This window comes from Burkholderia sp. B21-005, assembly GCF_020843965.1.
GTDB classification, from domain to species: Bacteria; Pseudomonadota; Gammaproteobacteria; order Burkholderiales; family Burkholderiaceae; genus Burkholderia; species Burkholderia ambifaria.
This window is the reverse complement of record NZ_CP086301.1, coordinates 841089-863859: the sequence shown is the minus strand read 5'-3', so window position 1 is coordinate 863859 and position 22771 is coordinate 841089. Positions and strand designations below refer to the sequence as shown.

15 protein-coding genes are annotated in these 22771 nt (G+C 61.4%); all 15 read right to left on the bottom strand.

What is annotated here, in order from left to right:
• Positions 1-198 precede the first annotated feature (198 nt).
• On the bottom strand, positions 199-2220 hold the full coding sequence (locus tag LMA02_RS03945; RefSeq protein WP_228907007.1) for a tail fiber domain-containing protein: 2022 nt from the start codon (positions 2218-2220) through the stop codon (positions 199-201).
• Positions 2221-2469: 249 nt separating this feature from the next.
• The gene (locus LMA02_RS03940) at positions 2470-4353 is read right to left on the bottom strand and encodes a polysaccharide biosynthesis protein (RefSeq protein ID WP_228907006.1); all 1884 of its coding nucleotides are present in this window, start codon (positions 4351-4353) and stop codon (positions 2470-2472) included.
• A 12-nt stretch (positions 4354-4365) separates the two neighbouring features.
• Positions 4366-5382 (bottom strand): MraY family glycosyltransferase, encoded by a 1017-nt coding sequence (locus tag LMA02_RS03935; RefSeq protein WP_228907005.1) that lies wholly within the window; start codon positions 5380-5382, stop codon positions 4366-4368.
• Between the two features lie 5 nt (positions 5383-5387).
• Positions 5388-6353, bottom strand: coding sequence for a UDP-glucose 4-epimerase family protein (locus tag LMA02_RS03930; RefSeq protein ID WP_228907004.1), 966 nt, complete (start codon positions 6351-6353; stop codon positions 5388-5390).
• A 480-nt stretch (positions 6354-6833) separates the two neighbouring features.
• Positions 6834-8024: a glycosyltransferase gene (locus tag LMA02_RS03925; protein WP_228907003.1), complete on the bottom strand. Its 1191-nt coding sequence runs from the start codon at positions 8022-8024 to the stop codon at positions 6834-6836.
• Entirely contained in the window at positions 8021-9097 is a 1077-nt protein-coding gene (locus LMA02_RS03920; protein WP_228907002.1) for a glycosyltransferase family 4 protein, read from the bottom strand. Before LMA02_RS03920 ends, LMA02_RS03925 begins: the two co-directional genes overlap by 4 nt.
• A 25-nt stretch (positions 9098-9122) precedes the next feature.
• Positions 9123-10274 carry a glycosyltransferase family 4 protein gene (locus LMA02_RS03915; RefSeq protein WP_228907001.1) on the bottom strand — a complete coding sequence of 384 codons (1152 nt, stop codon included), beginning with the start codon at positions 10272-10274 and terminating at the stop codon, positions 9123-9125.
• Positions 10271-11188, bottom strand: a complete 918-nt coding sequence (locus LMA02_RS03910; protein ID WP_228907000.1) for an NAD-dependent epimerase/dehydratase family protein — start codon at positions 11186-11188, stop codon at positions 10271-10273. Before LMA02_RS03910 ends, LMA02_RS03915 begins: the two co-directional genes overlap by 4 nt.
• Positions 11166-12200, bottom strand: coding sequence for a GDP-mannose 4,6-dehydratase (gene gmd / locus LMA02_RS03905; protein WP_228906999.1), 1035 nt, complete (start codon positions 12198-12200; stop codon positions 11166-11168). Before gmd ends, LMA02_RS03910 begins: the two co-directional genes overlap by 23 nt.
• Positions 12201-12260: 60 nt before the next feature.
• Positions 12261-15917, bottom strand: coding sequence for a glycosyltransferase (locus tag LMA02_RS03900; protein WP_228906998.1), 3657 nt, complete (start codon positions 15915-15917; stop codon positions 12261-12263).
• Positions 15918-16306: 389 nt separating this feature from the next.
• A complete protein-coding gene (locus LMA02_RS03895; RefSeq protein ID WP_228906997.1) occupies positions 16307-17683 on the bottom strand; it encodes a PfkB family carbohydrate kinase in 1377 nt (458 codons plus the stop codon).
• A 152-nt stretch (positions 17684-17835) separates the two neighbouring features.
• On the bottom strand, positions 17836-19251 hold the full coding sequence (locus tag LMA02_RS03890) for a class I SAM-dependent methyltransferase (RefSeq protein ID WP_228906996.1): 1416 nt from the start codon (positions 19249-19251) through the stop codon (positions 17836-17838).
• On the bottom strand, positions 19248-20468 hold the full coding sequence (locus LMA02_RS03885; protein ID WP_228906995.1) for an ABC transporter ATP-binding protein: 1221 nt from the start codon (positions 20466-20468) through the stop codon (positions 19248-19250). The genes LMA02_RS03890 and LMA02_RS03885 overlap by 4 nt, the downstream gene beginning before the upstream one ends.
• Positions 20468-21262 (bottom strand): ABC transporter permease, encoded by a 795-nt coding sequence (locus LMA02_RS03880; protein ID WP_228906994.1) that lies wholly within the window; start codon positions 21260-21262, stop codon positions 20468-20470. Before LMA02_RS03880 ends, LMA02_RS03885 begins: the two co-directional genes overlap by 1 nt.
• Positions 21262-22707: a mannose-1-phosphate guanylyltransferase/mannose-6-phosphate isomerase gene (locus LMA02_RS03875; RefSeq protein ID WP_228907603.1), complete on the bottom strand. Its 1446-nt coding sequence runs from the start codon at positions 22705-22707 to the stop codon at positions 21262-21264. Before LMA02_RS03875 ends, LMA02_RS03880 begins: the two co-directional genes overlap by 1 nt.
• Positions 22708-22771: the final 64 nt, after the last annotated feature.

Sequence of the window (22771 nt, the reverse complement as noted above, 5' to 3'; positions counted from 1 at the left end):
CGTGTGGCCGGAGGTCGGCATCGTGCAACTCAGGGGGCCGAGGTGGGTGGCTGTATGGCACGACAATGCCCTGGCCCCGATATCCGGTTGCACACACGGCGGGAGGGATTTGCCGGTATCGGTATCGGTATCGGTATCGGTATCGGTATCGGTATCGGTATCGGTATCGGTATCGGGCCGATCATAGTCGGGGAATTTTCATGAACGAACTTCGGCGGTCCTGCGACGTTCAAGCGCCTCTCTCAACACCGCGAGTTGGTCATAGTCCAGACCCTGAATGAATCTGCCAGTCCCCTGTCCGTCCTCGACGATCTCGTCCCTGACCCACAGAGAGTACTGTGCGGGATCCGCCCCTCGCTGCCGCAATGCGCGCTCAAGATCCTGAGCACGATAGCCAACTCGCCAACGAATATCATCGCCCATTTTCCAACGAAATTGGACCGGTCTGATCAATGCAAACGCATCCAGCAATACTTCATCAATTTCCCGAACATCGGTCTTATATGTCTCATCGGAAGTATTGATCATTCCGTTGGCCGCGTAGACCGACAACCACCGATTGTTTGGTCCACCGCAGTTGTAGGCGTTGTTTTTCGCCGGATAGAGATGACCATCGTGGTCGATTACCAGACGATCAATCATTGCGCCTGCGCGAAAGCCGGAGAAAACCAAATCAGATGCTTCATTGCCAGTCGTGCCACTTACCAATCTGGCCTGAACGCTCGCATAAAGGCCCGTATATGTCGAATACGGGCCGCTCCATTGATACGACGGCCCAACGCCAGGAGCAACGCTGCTTTGGCTCACGATGTTGAAATCAGAGAGAACCTGGCTTGGGTTTGCCGACGCAGCCCCGCCATAGAAAGTGGGCGCAACGACACTCACGATCTTCTGGATTCCATCCGACGCAAAATTCCACGGAGTCCCCACACCATTATTGAAATAGGGTGTACTTAGCGAACTTCCATGAAGTGTTCCCGCCCCGAACGCCACTCCAACGGTGCCACTGTGAAAACTGTCGTTAACAGATCGCAGCTGACCGGAGTCGACGCTGATACATGTGCCAATACAATTGTAGTTTCCATTGACGGATCTGACCTCCGGCCAGTTTGCGCCCCCCGCTCCAATCGGCCCGATATTGATTGCAACAGCCGTCTGATAACTGTTGACCATACACCCTTCCATATGGGTGTACGTGCTGGTTCCTATGATATTGAACGCCGTTTGCTGACCGGCACTGGGACCATCGGCCTGGCAGGCAAGGAACTCAATATTTGCGGTTGAGGAACACTGATAGGCAACTCCATACCCGTATGCAAAACAGCTAACGAGTTGCGACCAGTCATCGACGTTTTCCAGAGAAAACGCAACGCCAGCGCGCGACAGGTTTGCACCTGATACGCCGGAAGCATGAACCGTAAGGAACGGCCAACAGTGCACGCTATAGAGTCGGCACAGATCGTACGCACCATTGATGTACACACCGTACTTGCTATCGATGCGCACGTTGCTCATGTAAAAGCGACCTTGCGTATTACTCTGGTTCGCCAGAACGTTGATCGCCTGACCATGGCCGAGCAGCATCGTATTCGTGATAGAACAACCCGCGTCAGTCACCGAAACCCCAACCCCGGACATTTGGCCAACCACCGCCGTCGCTTGCGTATCATTCGTTACTGGCAACGATAGTCCGGCGCGGATAATCAGCATTTTATCCAAGGACGCGCCTCGAGCCAGGTTGATAACGCCGCTTGCCTGAAGCCTGACCTGCGAACCCCATGAGTAATAATTCTGGGCACTGCCGCTAAGCGTCTGCTCCGAATTCTGCAACTCTCCCGCAAGAGAACAATTTTGCGGAACGTTAATAGTTGAAACATTATAGATTCTGACAGCGACCGCCGTTCCTCCGGATAACCCGAACGAAGCCAGACAGCGATTTATTGCATCCGTGTCGTCCGCGGCTCCGTCACCCTTTGCCCCGAACTGCTCAACCGCGACGAATCCACCGATGGTTTGCAATTTCCACCGAGCTCCGTCGCTCGCAACGATGACCGTACCACCATTATCAGACGAGGTGGTATCGGTAGTATCGCAGTGATACAGACCGCCGCCTCCATCCAGCGCCAAGTAATATCCCTGGACGCAGACACTCGTGAACTGAGTATGATCCGTGCTTCGAAGTGCAGATATATTGAGCACAGCGACGACGTTTATTGTCACGTCTTGCTCTCCGTCGGGTTAATATCGATTTAATTTAATCACAAACCCTTGCCACCGAAAGACTGTCGGCCTTCCGAGCCGCCACTCAAGCCGGCCTGCTGCAGGCCGCTCGTACAGTTCCCGGTCAGTCACAGCGTTTATTTATCATGCCAGAAAGATGTTTCTCGCGGAAAATCTAAGCAAATAAAAAAGCGCCCCGCGGGGCGCTTTTTTGTCGCGTGTGGGGAACGCCCGTCACGACAATGATCCTCACTTGCTCGACGCCGCCCGCACATCCGGCACACTCTGCAGCACGGGAGCAACCGTCGACTGGTATTCAGGCACCCAGCGGCGCAGATCGCGCCGGACTTCGTCGTCGCTCAGCACCCGATTCTGCATCAGCCACGGCAGCAATTCGTCGAGCAAGTGATCGGGCACTTCCCGTGCACGCGCGATCCGCAGTTTGGGATGCGGCGTGCGCGTCGTCGTCTCGTCGTCCGCGAGCAATTCCTCGTAGAGCTTTTCGCCGGGTCGCAGCCCCGTGAACTCGATCCGGATCTGTCCCTCCGAAAAGCCGTACAGACGAATCAGGTCGCGCGCGAGATCGACGATCCTGACGGGCTCGCCCATGTCGAGAATGAAGATCTCGCCACCTTGGCCCATGCTCGACGCCTGCAGCACGAGTTGCGACGCTTCCGGGATCGTCATGAAGAACCGCGTGATCTCGGGATGCGTGACGGTCACCGGGCCGCCCTTTGCGATCTGCTGCTGGAACTTGGGGATCACGCTGCCCGCGCTGCCGAGCACGTTGCCGAACCGCACGGTCTCGAACTGCGTGCCACCGCTCGTCTGCTGCAACGCCTGGCACGCCATCTCGGCAAGACGCTTGCTTGCGCCCATGACGTTGGTCGGGTTGACGGCCTTGTCGGTCGAGATCAGCACGAAATGGCGAACATCGTGGCGGATCGCAGCACGCGCGACGCGATATGTGCCGAGCACGTTGTTGCGCAGCGCCTGCCACGCGTTGTGCTCCTCCATCAACGGCACGTGTTTGTATGCGGCTGCATGGAACACGATGTGCGGCGCATGGCGCGACATCACCTGGTCGAGCAGCAACGAATCCTTCGCGTCGCCGATGATCGGCACGACGGGCTGGTCGGGGAAGCGTTCCCGCAACTCCTCCGTGAGCCGATACATCGCGTATTCGGACAGATCGAACGCGACGATCTGCGCAGGGGCAAAACGAAGGATCTGGCGGCACAGCTCGGAGCCGATCGAACCGCCCGCGCCCGTCACCATCACGACGCGGCCACGCAGCAGCGCCTCGACGTGCGGCGTGTCGATCGTCACCGCATCGCGGCCGAGCAGATCCTCGAGGTCGATATTGCGCACCTGCGACAGGAACCCCTGCCCGGGCATCAGTGCGGTCAGCGACGGCAGCACCATCGCCTTGATGCCTGCGCGCACGCACAGCGTCGCGACGCGGCGCTGCGTTTCGACGGACGCCGACGGAATCGCGATGATCGCGTATTCGACCTTGATCGCGTCGGTCCAGTGCTTCAGGTCGTTGAACGAGCCGAGCACCTTGTAGCCGTAAATCTCGCGCCCATGCTTGGTGACGTCGTCATCGAGCAAGCCGACGAGGCGCCATTCGCCCGAACGCGACAATTCGCGCGCGAGGCTGGCGCCAGCCGTGCCGGCTCCCAGTACGAGCACTGGCTTACCTTGCCCGACCAGCCCGCCGTACAGGTAGAACTCCTTCGTCGCGCGGTACAGCGCGCGAGCCCCGCCCATCAACAGGAACAGCATCAGCGGTGAGACGAGCAGCACCGAGCGCGGGATGATCGGCGACGGCTGGAACATCACGGCTCCGATCATCACGATCACGCTGCCGCCGGCAACCGCCTTCGAGATTCGCATCAGGTCGGGAAGGCTCGCGAACACCCAGAGGCCGCGATACAGGCCGAACACATGGAACATCAGCGCGTAGACCGGCAGCGTCCAGACGAGCGCGGTCACCGCGCCGCCCAGGAAATCAGCCGGAACGCTACCGTTGAAACGAACGAGATAAGCGAACAACCACGACGTGACCACCGCCGTCAGGTCGAACAGAAAAGCACTCAGCGACAGCCACGATGCTTTGGATCGCAACATCGGCAGGAAACCTCAAGAGTTGTTTTCGGCGGCCGACTGAAACCGGCGCCAACGCATGTCGATCACCAACCCGATACATGCAAGGACGCCATACCATGCGAAAAACAACAGCCATTGCTGCTGTTCAGGGCGGCCTTTTGCCCACACGGCGATGATTATGCCTGCGAGCATGATGAGGTACCAATAAAGAGCAGTCCGACGGTGACCTACGCCCGAGCGGACCATCCGTTGATAATAATGCTCCCGGTGCGCCTGCCAGAACTTTTCTCCACGTAACAGGCGTCTCAAAAGTGTTACAGATGCATCGGCAATAAAGGGCGCGAAGACGAGCGCCGGAAACCAGATCGGCCACGCATCGGCACGCCAGCCCCAGTAGCCAAGCGCGCCGGCCAGGAATCCCAGCGGAATCGAGCCTGCGTCGCCGAGAAACAGGCGAGCCGGATGGAAATTGAGCAACAGGAAGCCGAGCGCCGCGCCGGCAACGGCCGCGCCGGCCACGGCGAGATCCGGTGACAGGGTCGGGCCGGTCAGCGCCCCGACCGCGTATGCACCGAAACCAAACAGCGCCATACCGCCCGCGAGGCCGTCGGCGCCGTCCATGAAGTTGTACAGGTTCGTCAGCCAGACCATCACGAAGCCGACGCCCGCGAGCAGCCACCATGGTGCATCGGCCGGATAGACGACGATCAGCGCAACCACGGCCGCGAGGTGAGCCGAAAACCGCACACGGGCCGGCAACCCGCGCCGGTCGTCGATTTGCGACATCGCCGCCAGCCCCGCCGCGCCGACAGCAATCAGCCACAACGCCGGCGCAAGCGCCAGCAGCAAGACAACGCAGACCGGCACGATCCCCCATCCGCCGACGCGCGGCGTCGGCAGCGTATGGAGCGAACGATCGTTCGGAATATCGGTGGCGAGGCGCCATGCGAGGCCGGTCGCAAGCAGCATGCGCAGGATGGCCGTCGACGCGATGGCGGCCACCAGCGCCACCACGACCGTGTAGGGCCATGTGGAGATCGGGAAATGCATGTCGACTATTGTTGTGTATCGCGCGAACGATACCATGCGGCGGTCGCTGCGAGGCCTTGGCGGGTCGTATAGGGCGGATGCCAGCCAAGCACGCGCCCGATCCGGCCCGTATCGAGCTGCAGGCTGCCGGTCAGGCGATCGATGGCCGCGCTGCGGCCCGTCAGCTTACCAAGCACGCGCAGCAGCACCGGCGGCACCGCGACCAGCCGCGCCGGCTTGCCGAGCGCGTCTCCGACGAGACGCAGCAGGCCCGTGACCGACGGTGCGTCGTCGTCGGCCACATGAAAGCATTCGCCGGCCGCGCGCGGGTCGATCGCGCACCGCAGCAGCGCATCCGCGAGGTTTTCGACATAGACGATGCTGCGGCGCGCCGAAATGGCGCCGAACGGCAGCGGTATCCCGCGTGCGACCGCATCCATCATCCGCAGGAAGTTGGCGCGTACGGCCGGGCCATAAACGAGCGGAGGACGAACCACGACGACGTCGAGCCCTGCCGACGCGCCGAACTGCGCGAGTTGTCGCTCCGCATGCAGTTTCGAGCGGCCGTATGCATCCTGCGGATCGGGTTCGACGGCTTCCGACAGCGGCACGCCGTCGTCACCCTCTCCGACCGCCTTGATGCTGCTCGCGAACACGATGCGGCGTACGCCGTGATTGCGCGCCGCCTGGGCGAGCCGCAGGGTGCCGACGACGTTGGTGGCGTCGAACGCCGCGTCGGGATCGGGCGACTCGTCGCGCATCACGTGCACACGGGCGGCAAGATGGATCACGCAGTCGGCGGCCAGATCAGCCGGCCACCCTTCATCCAGGTGATCGAAATCGGCGGTGCCGTGTACCCATTCGCGCACGCCATCGATGCAGCCGCCCGGTCGCCTTACCAGTGCGGTCACCGTGTGACCGGCCTGCAGCGCACGGCGGCACAGTGCACGGCCGACAAAACCGTTCGCGCCGGTGACGACGAGATGGGTCATCGCCCCCTCCGGCCGTGTCGGCTGACGATTCGATGAAGCAGCGTGAACCCGCCTGTCGCGCCGGCAGGCGGCGCAGGCCGATGCACGCTGGAACGGCACGGGGAAACGGAAAGGGAAGTTGAGACAAACACGTCGGGATCTCGAAGACGTAAAGCATGCCGCTCGCCGGCACCGTTGTTGATCGGTGCCGCGCGACCGGCATCTGGCGATGCATCGAAGCATGTGCTGCCGGATGCAACCCTATGGAAAGACACGTCGATGTCCGGGTTCCGTATCAGAGGAAGGCGTCGCGCGGCCCGGCTCATTCCGCTTGCGGGACAACGGCGTCGCCGCGACGCAATACCGACCGAAGGCCATTGGCGGCGGCACGCCGATGGGGCCGCATCGATCGCGAACATTGTAACCTTGCCGATCGGCAGCAACCAAGCCTGGGAGCGGCCCCACGGCCACCGGCGCGACGAGAGCCGGACGTGCCGCCGCTCAGGCCAGCAACGTGCCCACCTCGTCGACGAGCGGCGCGAGCATCCGCTCCCAACCGTGCTCGTGCTCGACGAAGGCTCGCGCTCGCGCCGTCATCTCGACCGCCCCGGCCTCGTCGGCGACGAGCTGCTCGATTCGAGCGACGAATTCCTCCGGCGTATCCGCGATCAGCAGATCGCAACCGCTTTGCGCGCCCAGGCCCTCGTGGCCGAGCGACGTGGTGACCACGGGCAGCCCGAGCGCCATGTATTCGAGAATCTTGTTCTGCACACCTGCACCGATGCGCATCGGGCACACGCCGATTGCGCCGTCGGATGCGGCCTGCGCGACCGACTCGACGCGGCCCGTCACGTCGACGCCGTCATACGCGCGAAATCGTTCTGCAAGCGCGGGCGCGATGGACCCGACGATCCGGAAGCGGTAATCGGCACGCTTGCGCAGCAACGGCAGCACGGCCTCCGCGAAATAGTGGCACATGTCCTGGTTCTGGACCGTGCGCATGTCGCCGATGAAAATCAGGATACGACTCGCCATGCTGCGTGCGGTGTACGGCAGGCCTGACAGGTCGACGCCGTTCGAGCACACCATCACCTTCTTGCCCGACTCGCCGGGAAACAGGTAGTCGCGATCGGTCCGCGAAACCAGCACCGACAGGTCGAAATCGTCGACGATCGTGCGCTCGTAGTCGAGCAGGCGCTTCGCCTCGATGCCGAACACGCGCGACTTCAGCCCCCGTGCGCGCCGCAGCTGCTTCACCCGGCTGTAGTTGAGCGAAATCGCATCGGTCATTTCCAGGACGCGCGGCTTGTCCGACTTGCGGACATATTCGGCGCAGCGCACGAGATGCACGAAGGCGCCGTCGTGCGACGGCAGCAATCGCGCCACCGCCGCCGCGAACGCACGGCTCCGGTAGTACGCCACCTGCAGCGGCGTGCGCGTGGGCAACGCGAGCAACGTATTCAAGTACGATCGCCGGCGCGACAGAAAGACCCGTTCGACCCGATCGAATACGCCATCGTCCGGCAACGCGGCGTGCATTTCGTCGTCGCTCTCGCACATGCTCAGCAGCGTCAGCGAGTATCGACGGGACAGCACACGGCAGAGATGGTAGATCCGCAACTTGTCACCGCCGATCACCGGATACGGAAATCGCGGCGTCAGCACCAGCAGCTTCTTCTTGTCCTGGTTCATGATAGATGCGCCCAGAAATCCTGAATCAGCGGACGCACGGCCGACTCCGAGAAGGTGCGTGCGCGGGCGACACCGTCGCGGATCGCGACGTCGAATCGCGCGCCGTCGTTCCATACCCTGCGAATCTGCTCCGCCATGTCGTCCACGGAAAAGGGATCGAACTGCAGGCCGCAGTCGCCAACGACCTCGGGCATCGACGTCGTATTGCTGCACGCAACCGGTGTGCCCGACGCCATTGCCTCCAGCAGCGGAATGCCGAACCCTTCGAACAACGAAGCAAAGATGAACGCGTGTGCGTGCCGATACTGCTCGCGCAGTTCGTCCCGCGAAATATAGCCGAGCAGCTCGACCGCACCCGCGAGGCCGAGCGCTGCCGCCCGCCCGAGAAAATGCGCGTGATGTTCGGACTTGATCCCGGCGATCCTGAGCGTAGCGTCATCGCCGAGCGCCGGCCGCGCGATCGCGAACGCCTGCAGGAGGCGATCGACGTTCTTGCTCGGCACCTCGCCCGCGACCGTGAACAGGTATGGCCGACGTGCCGCCGCGCTCACCGGCGTGTCGAACCAGTCGTCCGAAATCATGCACGGGATGACGTGCACGTCGGCCTCGTTCAGTCCGAACGTTTCGACCAGCTCCCGTTGCGTAAACCGCGAGATGGTCAGCACGACGTCGGCCCGGCGCGCCAGCCGCGGCACCACATGGCGGCGATACACGCGCCCGGCGGTCTGATACAGCGACCTCGCCGGCGGCAGCACGCTCCACGGCTGCATGTAGATCAGATCGTAAATGACCGCGATCAACGGCGTGTTGCCGGTGGCGCGCAGCGGCCCGGTGTTGTACGGGCACAGCAGATAGTCCGGTTTATGCTCGCGGCACAACCGCGGCAACTCGACCTGCTCCCACCACGGGAAGAAACGGCGCCCTTGGCTGACGCACGGCCATTCGTCGGTGCTCACGCCGTCCGGCGCGAAGCCCAGCACCGACTCGCCGATCGGCGCCACCAGTTGACGGGCAAAACGCCCCATGCCGCGGTAGTTGCCGACCATCCAGGTGATGTCCACCCCCAACTTCACGCGGTGCTCCTTGAAGCGAATTGATTCATTGACGACGTGTTCCGCCCAGGACAGCTTCGTAGACCGCCAGCGTCTTCTCCGCGCAAGCCGGCCAATTCAGCGCTCGCGCCCGTGCCAGCCCGGCCTCGCGAAGCACGTCGGCCCGCCCGGGCTGCTCGACCACCATTCTCATGCCGTCGGCAATGTCACCGGTCCGGGTGGGATCGACGAGGATCGCCGCGTCGCCCGCGACTTCGGGAACCGACGTCGTGTTCGATGCAACGACCGGCAAACCCGACGCAAAAGCTTCCACGACGGGCAACCCGAAACCCTCGCACAGCGACGCGAACACGAGCGCACTTGCGGACTGCAGCAGCGCGCGCACGTCGTGATCAGGCAGATATTCGAGCCAGCGAACGCTACCGCTCTCGTCCGCGCGCAAGCGCGCGACGAGTTGCTCGCAGCCCCACCCTGCCCGTCCGACGATCACCAGCGGGAAATCGCGGCGCAGGCCGGCAGGCAGGCTCGCATGCGCATCAACCACTCGCTCGAGATTCTTCCGCGGCTGCAGCGTCCCGATGCACAGGAAGAACTGCGTCGGCAAGCCGAGACGCTCCCTTACCGCATCGCGCTCGGCTTGGTCGATCCGTTCGAAGAACCGGGGATGGACACCCAGCGGAACCACCGAAATCCGCTCCGGTGCAATGCCGAAATGCTCGACGATTTCCTGCTTTGAGTAGTCGGAGATCGTGATCACATGGTCGGCCCAGGCGCCCGAGCGACGCAGCAGCCAACGCCGCAGTGCCGCCAGCCGGATCGTCGTCCATTCCGGATGCGACAGCGGGATCGCGTCCATCAGCGTCGCGATGACCGGTGTCGAGGACAGCTTCGGAATCAGGTGATCCGTCGCATGAAACACGTCGACGCGTTCCGCGCGCAATACCTTCTCGTCGATGGACGTCCACGGCGTCACGGCACCCAGCACCGTCGCGATTTCATGCCGACCGAGATTCACTGCGGGCCGGGCGCCCGGAAATACGTCGTCCCCGACGGTCACGCCGAAACCGGCGGGAACCAGGTCGACCCCGCCTCGCGCGATCAGCGCCTGTCCCAATTCGCGTGTATACGAACCAATGCCGTCTACGCCGCCGTGCGCACGGCTCCGTGCCAGCGCCGTCGTGCCAAAACCGACCTTCACCCACGCCCTCCGCCAAACATCCAGCGTAGCGTGCTCTCCAGCGGAATATCGTCGAGCGGGCCGATGGCGGCCTGCAGCCGCGTACCGTCGCCCTGCAACCGGCGCACTTCGTTCGAGCGCACGAAAGCCGGGTTGACGCGCACCTCGATCGTGTAACCGGCAATCTTCTCCATCATCGCGATCACCGCCTTCAGCGACACCGCACGACCGGAGCATACGTTGAACACGCCGCCGGCCGGTGCGAGCTGCAGCAAGCGTCGATAGGCATCCACCACGCGGCGCACGTCGGAGAAATCACGCTCGACGTCAATATTGCCGAGTTCGATCACGCGCTCGCCGCGCTGGAAGTGGCTGACGATCTTCGGCAGCAGGAACTGCGGCGACTGCCCGACGCCCGTGTAGTTGAACGGACGCGCGATGACGATCGGCAACTTGTCGCACCACAGGCGCGCCATGTACTCCATCGCCAGCTTGCTCACCGCGTAATCGTTCGCCGGGTTGGGCTCGACCGATTCGTCGATGACTTCAACCGCCGCGTTGCCGTAGATGTTGGCACTGCTCGCCAGCAGAACCGCCTTCGGGCGGCTCTTCAGATTCGCGAGCGCGTCGAGCAGGTTGCGCGTGCCGACCACGTTGGTGCGATAGATCGCATCGGCGTCACCGTGCGCAACGAACGCGATCGCGGCGAGATGCGCGACCACGTCAGGCTGCACGTCGGCGACAACCTGTGCGAGCGCCGCGCGGTCGCACAGATCGACCCGATACATATCGGGCCCCGTCGTTTCGGAGCCGTGCGTCGTGCCGAACACGCGATAGCCGGCCGCGCGCAACGACTGCGCCAGGAAGTCGCCGGTGAAGCCGCCAAGCCCTGTCACCAGGGCCCGCGGCGCGTCAGAACGAGAAGCCGAGTTCATTGCGACGCAAATCCGCTTCAACCATCATTGCGCACAGCTGCTCGAGCGTCGTCGTCGGCTCCCAGCCCAGCTTCTGCTTCGCCTTCTCCGGGTTGCCGATCAGCAGGTCGACTTCGGCCGGGCGGTGGAACTTCGGATTGACGCGCACAACCGTCTTGCCGGTCGCGACATCGACGCCGATTTCATTCACGTCGCTGCCCTTGAACTCGAGATCGACACCGGTTGCCTTGAACGCCATGCTGACGAAGTCGCGGACGGTTTCCGTTCGATTCGTGGCGAGGACGTACGTGTCCGGTTCGTCGACCTGCAGCATGCGCCACATGCCTTCCACGTATTCCTTCGCGAAACCCCAGTCGCGCTTCGCGTCCATATTGCCCAGTTCGAGCACGTCGAGCTGACCGAGCTTGATCTTCGCGACGGAGTCCGTGATCTTTCGCGTGACGAACTCGCGGCCGCGCAGCGGCGATTCGTGATTGAACAGGATGCCGCTACAGCCGAAGATATCGTAGCTTTCGCGGTAGTTCACCGTCATCCAGTGCGCATACAGCTTGGCCACGCCATACGGGCTACGCGGATAGAACGGCGTCGATTCGATCTGCGGGATCGCCTGCACCTTGCCGAACATTTCGGACGTGCTCGCCTGGTAGAAGCGGATCTTCGGATTGACGATACGGATCGCCTCGAGCAGGTTCAGCGGACCGATACCGGTGATTTCCGCGGTGGTGACCGGCTGGTCAAAGGACACACCGACAAAGCTTTGCGCGGCGAGGTTGTACACCTCCGTGGCGCCCGTCGTCTGCAGCAGGCGGATGCTCGACGAGAGGTCCGTCAGATCGTATTCGATCAGGTGCAGGTTCGGGTGCTTGGCGATGCCAAGCTCTTCGATACGCCAGAAGTTCACCGAGCTGGTGCGGCGATAGGTGCCGTAGACCTGATAGCCCTTCTCCAGCAGGAGCTGGGCGAGGTAGGCACCGTCTTGGCCAGTGATGCCGGTAATGAGGGAAACTTTCATAGTTTGAGAATTCATCTTAAGTTCTCTTGCAAAATCTTTATCGGATGATTGACGGCAATGTCACTCGGTCTCCGCAGGGATTTCCATGCGGGGGACTACCTTGATGACCTGGCGCGTCGGTAATACGTTGTCCAGCAACTGCTGAACAGAGGCTTGCCAAGTCAGCGTCGGCATTCCCTCGGACTTCGGGTGGGTGCCTTGCCGATACAGCTCGAGCCAGTGTGTCACGGCCTGCGCCAACGCTTCGCCACTGTTGCCATGGAAATAATGCGCATGGCTCAGCGCTACCTCACGGAACACGGGCAAATCCCGCGCCAATATAGGCAGATGCTTGCGCCCCGCCTCGATCAGCGGCAACCCGAAGCCTTCGCCTTCCGACGCCGCAAGCAAACAACTGCAAGCGCCATAGACTTGCTCCAGGTATTCATCGCTGATGCTCTCCAGCCAGAATAGCCGCTTTCCAAGCTCGGGATGCGCGCGCAGTCGTGCGACCAGCTTATCGACCAGCCAACCGGATTTGCCGACGATCACCAGATTGACCGCCGTACCTTGTTGCCAGAGCTGCTCAAAAGCAGTCAGCGCCTGTGCATACCCTTTACGCGGCTCAACCGTCCCGACCATCAGGAAGCTGGGAGCCGCGCGCAGCGCCTTGAGTATACGAGGTGCATCGCTCGGCATGCCGGTACTCGGTCGGGAATTCTGTACATCTGCGCCGTAATGGAACCAGCCGACCTCGAGCGCGCGCTCGCGGTGGGGATGATGCTCGCGCAACCACTGCGTGAAGTCATGTGACACCGTCCGCGAGCCGCAAACAACACCATCATATCGGGAGATTGTGTTCAGCCATTGCTCGAACAACTCCATGCTCCCGGGTCTGAAGTAATTCGGCATCTGCACGCATAAGAGGTCGTACACCACAAACAGGATGCGAACACCATAGCGATGCATTTCATCAAAGAACGCTTGCTGAATTGGCACGCCATCCGGGTTCAGGTCCAACCCCAAAAAGACATCGCCCGCCCGAAAATCAATGGGATCTTCCGGTACCGGTCCGGGGTCATCCTGCCCCATGAAGTGCGACCGCAGACGATTCGCGTAAAAATAACCCGTTCGGTCATGCGTTGCGTAGACCGGCCATACCTCGAAGTCCTTTGGTGAGTCTTTGAGCAGTTCGCTCAGGATACTTCGTACGACCCGTTGAATTCCGGTCCGGGCATCGTGGTTGACCAGTTGCGACACATCAACAAACAGCGCGCGACGCGTTCGCTTGGGTAAGCTGAGCGCGATGCCCTGCGCCACTTGACTCAACTCGTCTTCGTTACATTGACGTACCAAAGGCGCGAGGGCTTGAATCAGTTTTTTGCGTGTCGACTTGATGCTTGGACGCGACTGTACCGTCGGCACCGCCGCACCGTCCTGATCGAGCAATTCCCTGCAGCGGGCATACACCTCATCCACAGTGATGTCTTCGAGACAAAAAAACTCGTGCGGACAATCGCGTCGCGCGGCAATGTGGCAAGGCGAGCAAGCTGCCTCATTATGCAAGACATAGCTGTTGCCGAACACCGGTGCCCATTCGTGCGCGGTCTCGAGACCGCCATAGACACCTAACGCCGTCACGCCAAGATAGGCCGCCATGTGTGCGCCGCCGGAATTGTTGGCGACGCACAGCTGGTGGCCGGCGAGATGCTGCATCAGTTCAGGGATGCTGAGCCCCGCTTGAATCATCACTTTATCGATGCCGTCGAAGCTGAAACGCTGGGCTTCTTTTTCGCTGGCAAAGAAAACGCTGACGAGTTCCACCGTGGGATCCGCAGCCAGCCGGCGTGCCAATTCATGGAATCGCGCAACAGGCCATTCCTTGGCATCGCCACCGGCGTAGGGAAACAGCGCAACCGCACGAGTATGCTGCTGCAAAGGGGTGGCGATCAGCGGCAAAACCACATAGTCCGACGGATGAGCCGGTAGTGCGTCGACCAGAGCCAGCATCTGCTCGCTGATCGAAATGCGATTCAGCGGCGTTTCCACGAACGGCAGGTCCTGATACGTGGGCAGTGCGATGTCGAGCTTGGCATCGATGGCCGGATCGAGGCTGCCATAGCCGACCTTGAGTCCCGCCTCGACTTGTGCCAGGACGAACCGCGTATCAGGCTGTCGCCTGAAATCGATAGCCAGGTCGTAGAAACCCAGTTGCTTCACGAATTCGATCAACGACTTATCGGACAGTTCTGCCTGTAACGACGATTTGCGCTTGAAGTAGTCGAGCGTCAATACACGGTCAAAGAATGGCAGCGTTTGAGCCAACGCCTGATTCCAGCTACCCACCACGACATCGATACTGGCCTTCGGGTATCGCGCGCGCAGCCGGGAAATAGCCGGCACCGCCAGCAGCAGGTCACCCATGTGATCCAGTTTGAGCAGCAGGATCCTGTGGATTTTCGGTTCGAACTGCGTGGTACGCTCGAAGGTCACGGCGCGCACCGTCCGTGACTCACGGGGTCGCTCGAAGGGCGCAATGGCCTGCAAGGCGAGCTTGGCGCTGCGATCCCATGAGAATGCCTGCGCCTGAATCCTGGCGTTTTCAAGCAACCGCGCACGCAGGCCCTCGTCAGTCAGCGCCTCATGCATCTTGGCGCTGATAGCCGGAACTGACTCCGGATCGAACAGCGCCTCGCTGCTGCCAATGACTTCCGGAAGGCTGGTGCTGTCGGCGGCGATCACCACTGCGCCACATGCCATCGCTTCCAGTGGCGGCAGGCCAAAGCCTTCGTGCAGAGAAGGGAAAACGAAAAGGCTGCAGGTACTGAACAGAACCAGCAACTCTTCATCATTAATGTAATCGCTGAACAACAGGTCGTCCGCACGGAGGCCAACGCGCTGTGCATGCGAACGAAGCGCGCTCGTCTCTGACACCGGCATCCGACCGACAAACAGCAACTGATGACGCTCGCGCGACGCATCGGGCAGATGGGCAAACGCTTCGATCAGACGCGGGAGATTCTTCCGAACGTCGGCCCCACCCGTGTACATAATGAACGGCCTAGTCACCCCCAGACGCTGCTTAAGAGCGTCCAACTGATCCGCATCAGGTACGACCCGGGTAAACATTTCATCACAAGCGCCCGACACATTAGTCACCTGCTCAGGTGAAAAGGGCAATGCTCCCAACGCTTCCTGCCGTGCACTTTCCGAGATGGCAAGGAGATGACGTGCCTGCTTCAGGTTTTTAATGCGATCAGCGTAATAGCCACGATGAACAGGGTTCGTGCGGTAATGCTCGTCCGGGTTGATCAGCGGAATCAGGTCGTAAAGGATGACCGCGGTCGGCAGCGGCTCACCCAATGCTCCAATGCTGATGACCGCGTCGTCCCCCAGCCCCTCGAACAGACTGGTGACCAGCACGATATCGGGATCGAGCGTTTCCAGAAACGCCTCGCGCACACGTTCGGCAATGGCGCGACGCGACGCATTTTGCGCGTCGACCCAGCGCATCGGCCCCGGCGCCTGCCAGACCCGAATCCGCTCCTGCGGCACCAGCCCTCGAAATGCCTCACGGATTGGCCCGATGGTCTCAGGGAAAAGTCCGCTGAGCGCCAAGTAGACTTCATGGTCTCCCGCATTGCGGGCAATGGCAAGCGCCAAGGAAAGGGAATAGCGCCCGATGCCTCGAAAACGGCTCTCGGTTTGCGCTCCCTGCATGTCAATAACGATTCGCATGGTTGTCCTACTTTACTTGGCTACCGACGTCCGCGAGGCCGTCTCGATCCCGGAACAATCCGGCGCTGCGGTGCATCGCGGTGCGCTGGCGGAAAATGTCCGTCGAGCAGGCAGCCTCGAGTGGCAAAAGCGGCGCTGAACCTCGCTCCAGGTTCGTTCAATCAGAGAACTACCGTCAAACAAGCCTTCGAAACTCGTGCGGCTCACAACGTCGAGCCGGCGGCATTGCACCGTCAAGCGACGAAGCAGCGCACTCCGCGGACGACCGGAAAAGCCGAGCCGCTCGCGAAACAGGCCCGAACCGGCGTCGTGACCCTGGACTGCCCATCGCGGCATGCCCGCTTCGCACGACCCGCGCGGGCTCCGCTTCCATTCGACAGCAAGCGAGGTCATTGATCGCGCACCGTGCTGATCGTCCGAACGACACGAGTGGTCGGGTAGCCGTCGTGGAGCGCGAGCGCGGCCACGCGGCCTCCGCGAGCGCTAACCGCGTCACGGCCAACGATGTCATTCACGTCGTAATCACCGCCCTTCACGAGAACGTCGGGTTCAAGCGACTCGATCAATTTCAACGGCGTCGGCGCATCGAACTCCACGACGTAATCCACTGCCGCCAGGCCAGCCAGCACTTCGGCGCGATCGGCCAGGGAATTGCCTGGGCGCCCGGAACCGTCGAGTTCGCGCACCGAAGCATCGGAATTGAGCCCCACGACCAGAATGTCGCCCTGCGCACGCGCTTCATTGAGGAAGCGAATATGGGCAGGGCTCAGCGTGTCGAAACGGCCGTTGGTGAACACGATGACTTCCCCGCGCTGCCGATGCGTCAGCAGCAGCGTCCCGAGTGTTTCCTCATCCACCAGCTTTGGAGCACGCTGGCGTGACGGATTCAGTTGATCGCGAACTTCATCCGCCGTGACCACATAGGTGCCGGAATGCGAGACAGCGATGCCCGCCGCCACATTGGCGATATGCACCGCCTCGGATACCGGCGTACCGCGGGCCAGCGCCAGTGCGAGTGCCGAGAGCACGGTATCGCCGGCGCCCGAAACGTCGAAAACATCGCGTGCGTGCGTGGGAATGCTGCCCTGATGGCCGTCCGTGCTCACATAGACCATGCCCTTCGCGCCACGGGTCACGACGAGATGCCGCAAGTTCAGCTCCCTCAACGCGTGACGTGCCCGTTCCAGCAGTTCCTCTTCGGAGGTGTAGTCGCCGAACAGCCCGATGAACTCGGAATTGTTCGGCTTGAGCAAGGTCGCGCCGCGATAGAACGCGGGGTCGGTCCGTTTCGGATCAACCAGCGTGGGAACATTCAAGGCCGCGGCCGCCGCCAGAAACTCCGGCAGATGGTCCAGCGTACCCTTCGCATAATCGGAAAACACGATCAGGTCATGGTCGGGCGCGACTCGCCTGAATTCTTCGAGCAGCAGCGCCTGAGTACGTGCGGTCGGCCGCACATCGCGATCAACGCGGGCGATCTGTTGCGTGCCCGCCATCAAGCGGGTCTTTTGCGTCGTGCCTCCCTCGGGGTCCGACACGAACCGTGTCTGTACGCCGTACTCTTGCAAGCACTTCTGAAGCTCGATTGACGCGCTGTCGTGACCGACCACCGCCAGCAGTGTCGCGTCCCCGCCCATGGCACTGACGTTAGCAGCCACGTTCGCAGCACCGCCTGGCCGATTCTCGTCGCGACCGACCGCCAGAACGGGGACCGGTGCCTCAGGAGAAATGCGAGAGACGCCACCAATGACGTAGCGGTCAAGCATGATGTCGCCAACCACCAAGACGCGAGGTCTGATTGCGTGAGCGAGCTGGGGGTTATGCATGGGGGATGTTGTTTCCAAAGCAGCACTTACCATTGTTACCGTGCACACTGTTCGTGTGCACGGTAGTTCCATCTATTCGGTTACGCGCATCGTCACCGGGATTCAGACGCACGCGCGGCAGCCCGGAGCTCGTCGAGCACCTCACGGGCCGACTCCGGCAACGCGCGTTGAGACGCAGGAGAAACAACTGCAGCGCTCGCCGACTGTGCCACGACGGCGCGCAGTCGACGGTCCAGTGCCGGGCTCATCCGCACCAAGCCGAGGGCCGCACGCTTCAATGCCGGCCGCTTCGCCAGTTCAGCCGCCCCGATTCTGAGTACGCTCTTGATTCGCGCCTTAATCCCGGGCAGCAACCTGCGTTCACGGATTGCAGAGGTCAATCTGCGCAGCGGAACGCCGACAATGCGCACCGGCTTCGACACACGCCAGGACGTGCTGTGCAGCACGGCATGCAGCAGTTCATTCGCCTGCCGGGCCTGCGCTTCGGCGTGTTGCGCCCGCGCCTCCACGGCGCCGAGCTGGTTCTCCGCATGCTGGCGCAACTCATCTGCATGCTGGCGCAACTCCTCCGCATGCCGACACCGCTCCTCTGCAAGCTTGAGCCGGTCTTCGGTCACCTGCCTTTGCCCTGCATCCAGATCAGCTTCGACGGACTGAAGGCGCGCCTGGGCCAGTTGTAGCTGCCCGTCGAGCGCACGACACAGTTCGTCCAGCCGCTCGACGCCAGCCTCGGCTCTTTCCACCCGGAGCCGGACGGAGTCAGTTCGCGCTTCGTAACGATTAGCCAGCCGCTCCAGCGACAAACCGTACTCAGCCGCGAACACCTGAGCAAATTTCTCCTTGATTTCCGGAGCGGCAGCCTTCTGCGCGATGACCGCATAGTCGGGGCTTGCACCGCGTATCACATCCAGCAGAGACACCGAATGATCAGGATTACGCAACGCCGGCGACTCCTGCAACCCGAGCGTCTTCACCGTCTCGAATCCACCGTGCTCAGCCACGAAAGACAACAGCAGCGACGGAATCGGCTTCTGATGCGTGGGATCCAGGTGAAAGTTGTTGGTCGCGACGGCGATATTTTCCGGATTCGGCGTTTCGAGGATCAGCAAACCGCCCGGCCGCAATACCCGCAACGCCTCGGAAACGACAGTCTGCAACTGCTCAAAGGTAATGTGTTCGACGACATGGAAAGCCGACACGACGACCTGGCTCTCGGATTCCAGCGTCTTCAGATAGGCCACCGCATCGCCCTGCGTCGCGGGCAGGCCACGTTCCTCGCACGCTTGCAGCATGCCGGCGTCCAGATCGACGCCGAAAGGCGTCAACCCTTGTTCGGACATCAGCTCCAGCCACTCGCCACGACCACAGCCGAGGTCGAACGTGCCGCCACCCGGATAGATCGATGCCAACGGTTCGACGAACGGCAAATACTGCCTGCGGATGCGCTTGATGAGGTCCCGGGGCGCGTAATAGCGCTCTTCAAACGCCCGGTAGAAATTGTCGCTCACGACACCACCTTCGCCTGTGTCGGCATCCACGTCATCCCGACGAATTCGCTCTCTTTGCCGTTCACCATGCTGAATGTAAGGGCATGATCCCTCCACTCGAAATTGTTCTGCATGTGCGTGCTGCCCGTGTGCAATGCCACGGCAACCGAATAGCTGCCCGGCCCGATGTTCGCCGGAAATTCGAAATCGACCGTCGCGTTCGCCCCGGCAGCCACGTCCCCGATCTCGGACTTGAGATTGTGCGTGTTCGTGCCAAAGACGGTTTGCCCCAATCTGTCCTTGATCATGAAGCCCATGACCAGATCCTGCACGGACTCACGACATTCGGCGGATATCCGCAGCGTCACCGGCTGTCCAACATGAGCGACTTCGATCGGTCTGCCATCTCGATTCAGCAACGTCACCTGATCGATCGTGACTTCACCCGTGCCGGAAATGGTCTGGACCTTGCCGGTCTCGAGCACTTCCTGACGGACCTGCTGATCCTGGTGGTCCGCCAGCATCGCGTTGTAGTAGTCCATGACCGCCTCGGGCGTCCCTTCCATCTCCAGCCGCCCGGCATTCAACAGGATCGCGCGATCGCAGATGGCCTGAATCGCGGCCTTGTCGTGCGCGACGATCAGCAACGTCGTGCCCTGCTTGCGAAACTCGCGGATGCGATCGAAACTCTTGTGCTGGAAATAGGCGTCACCGACCGAGAGCGCCTCGTCGACGATCAGGATGTCCGGACGACGAGCCGTCGCGACACTGAACGCGAGACGCACCTGCATCCCGCTCGAATAAACGCGCACCGGCTGGTCGATGTATTCGCCGATTTCGGCGAACGCCTCGATTTCCGGCATCAACGCGACGATCTCTTCGACGCTGTAACCGAGCAGCTGCCCTGCCATCATCACGTTCTGGCGCCCGGTGAAGTCCGCATGGAACCCCATTCCCAGCTCGAGCAATGCTGCAATCTGGCCAGTCCGCGTCACGCTGCCGACGGTCGGCTGCGTGGTTCCGACAATCATTTTCAACAGCGTGCTTTTGCCGGCGCCGTTAATGCCGACAATACCCAGCGCCTCGCCGGAGCGAACCGAGAAATTGACGTCACGCTGCACCCAGTGCAGCGTGTGATGAGGCTTGCGACGCGGATCCAGCCACTCGAGAAGTCGCGACCACCGCGTCGGATACTGCTTGTACGCCTTGCCAAGATTGGTAACGGTAATGGTGCCCATCAGAGTTCATCCACCATTTCACCCGCATGCTTGCGGAACAAACGGAAGCCCGCGAGACACAGCACGATGCTCAATACGAACGGATACAACAGCGTCGACCAGTCCGGCCAGACGTGTTGCACCATCGTGACCTGGAAGGCTTCGATCACGCGTGCCATCGGATTGAAGTGCAACGCCTCCTGTGCAGACTTCGACAAAATATTGGCCGCATAGACGACCGGCGTCAGCCAGAACCAGAAATTCAGCACGATCCCGAAGAACTGCCCGACGTCGCGGAAAAACACGTTCAACACCCCGAGCGTGATGCCCAGGCCGATCGCAAACAACGTCATCAGGGTCAACACGGGAATGATGGCGAAATAGGGCAAACCGGGGAAATTGCCCGTCATCACCAGGAACACCGTAAACAGCCCGAACACAATCGCGAAATTGACCAGCGCGTTGATCACCACGATGATCGGCAGGCACAACCGCGGGAAGCTCAGCTTTTTGAGCAAGTTCGCATTGTTGACGAATGTGTTCTGGCCATTGCTGACGATTTCAACAAACATCCCCCACGGCAACACACCGGCGCACAGGTGAATGCTGTACGCAAACGTGCTGTCCACCCCGGGCAAGCGCGCATGCATGACGCGCGAGAAGATCACCGTGTACACGACGATCATCGCAAGCGGATTGAGCACGGTCCACGCCGCGCCAAGCAGCGAATTACGGTACTTGGACTGGAATTCCCGTTTGACGCTGCCCAGAATGAAACCACGATAGGCCCAAAGGATTTTCACCATCCCTAGCATCACGCCCGCCCGTAAACGTCCTGGAAGCGAACGATGTCGTCTTCCCCGAGATATTCGCCGCTTTGCACCTCGATCATCACGAGATCCAGCACGCCCGGGTTCTCGAGTCGGTGCTTGTGACCGGCAGGAATGTAGGTGGACTCATTGGTGCGCACGAAGATTTCCTGATCTCCGTTCACGACCTTGGCCATGCCGGACACGACAATCCAGTGCTCGCTCCGGTGGTGGTGCATTTGCAGACTCAGGCTGGCGCCCGGCTTGACCTCGATACGCTTGATCTTGAAGCGAGGCCCCTCTTCCAGCACGGTGTAAGTCCCCCAGGGACGACTCACGGTGCGATGCAGCTTGTACGCTTCGTGATTCTGCTTCTTGAGGCGAGCCACGACCCGCTTCACGTCCTGTGCGCAATCGGGATGGGCAACCAGGAGCGCATCCGGCGTATCGATAATCATCAGATCAGCCACGCCCACGGCCGCGACCACGCGGTCCTGGCTCTGCACATAGGTATTCCGGCTGTCGATGAAGATTGCTTCGCCGATAGCGCGGTTACTGTCCGCGTCCGGCGAAACCAGATCACGAACCGCTCCCCACGAACCGATATCGCTCCACCCGAAACTGGACGGCACGACCGCCACGTTCGTCGAGCGCTCCATCACTGCGTAGTCGATCGAGATATCGGGCATCTTTGCGAAAGACTCCGACGGAATCTCGAGCATCTGCTCCGACGTGTTGTTCGCCTTCAGCGACGACCAGCACGCCTCGGCTGCTGTCGCGACGTCCGGCGCATAGCGTGCCATTTCGTCCAGAATGACCCCTGCCTTGAAGCAGAACATCCCGGAATTCCAGAGATAGTTGCCCGCGGCAAGATACTCGGCCGCCTTGTCAGCATCCGGCTTTTCGACGAAACGCAGCGCGGCCCGACCTGCGCCGATCGTCTCCCCGGCCTCGATGTAACCGAAGCCTGTATCCGCGCGGGTCGGCACGATGCCGAACGTCACCAGCTTGTCCTGATTCGCCAGTTCGACGGCACTCGCGACCGCGGCGGAAAATCCTTGTTGATCCTGAACCAGATGATCGGCCGCGAGAATCAGCATCAGCGCATCGCGCCCGTACTTTTCCGCGATGTGATGGGCCGCCATTGCGACTGCGGGTGCGGTGTTGCGACCGGCAGGTTCGAGCATGAATGCGCCGGACAGAGATTCACCAAGCTTCACGCTTGCGAACTCGTCCTTGCTCATGAAGTAGTAGTCGCGATTGGTGACCGTGAGAATCTCCCGAGGCTGCGACCCCGTACCACCGCCGACCACGGCAGCCGCGCGGCGATAGGTTTTCAGGAGCAGGCTCTCGCCGTCCGCAAGCTTCATGAATGGTTTCGGGTGCCCTTCACGGGAGACCGGCCAAAGTCGTGTGCCTGCGCCACCAGACAGGATGACGGGGATCAATATCACTTTCACTCCAGATTTGGTTTTCCAACCGCGAAAGGAAGGCTTTCACCGCCTTTCGCCTTTG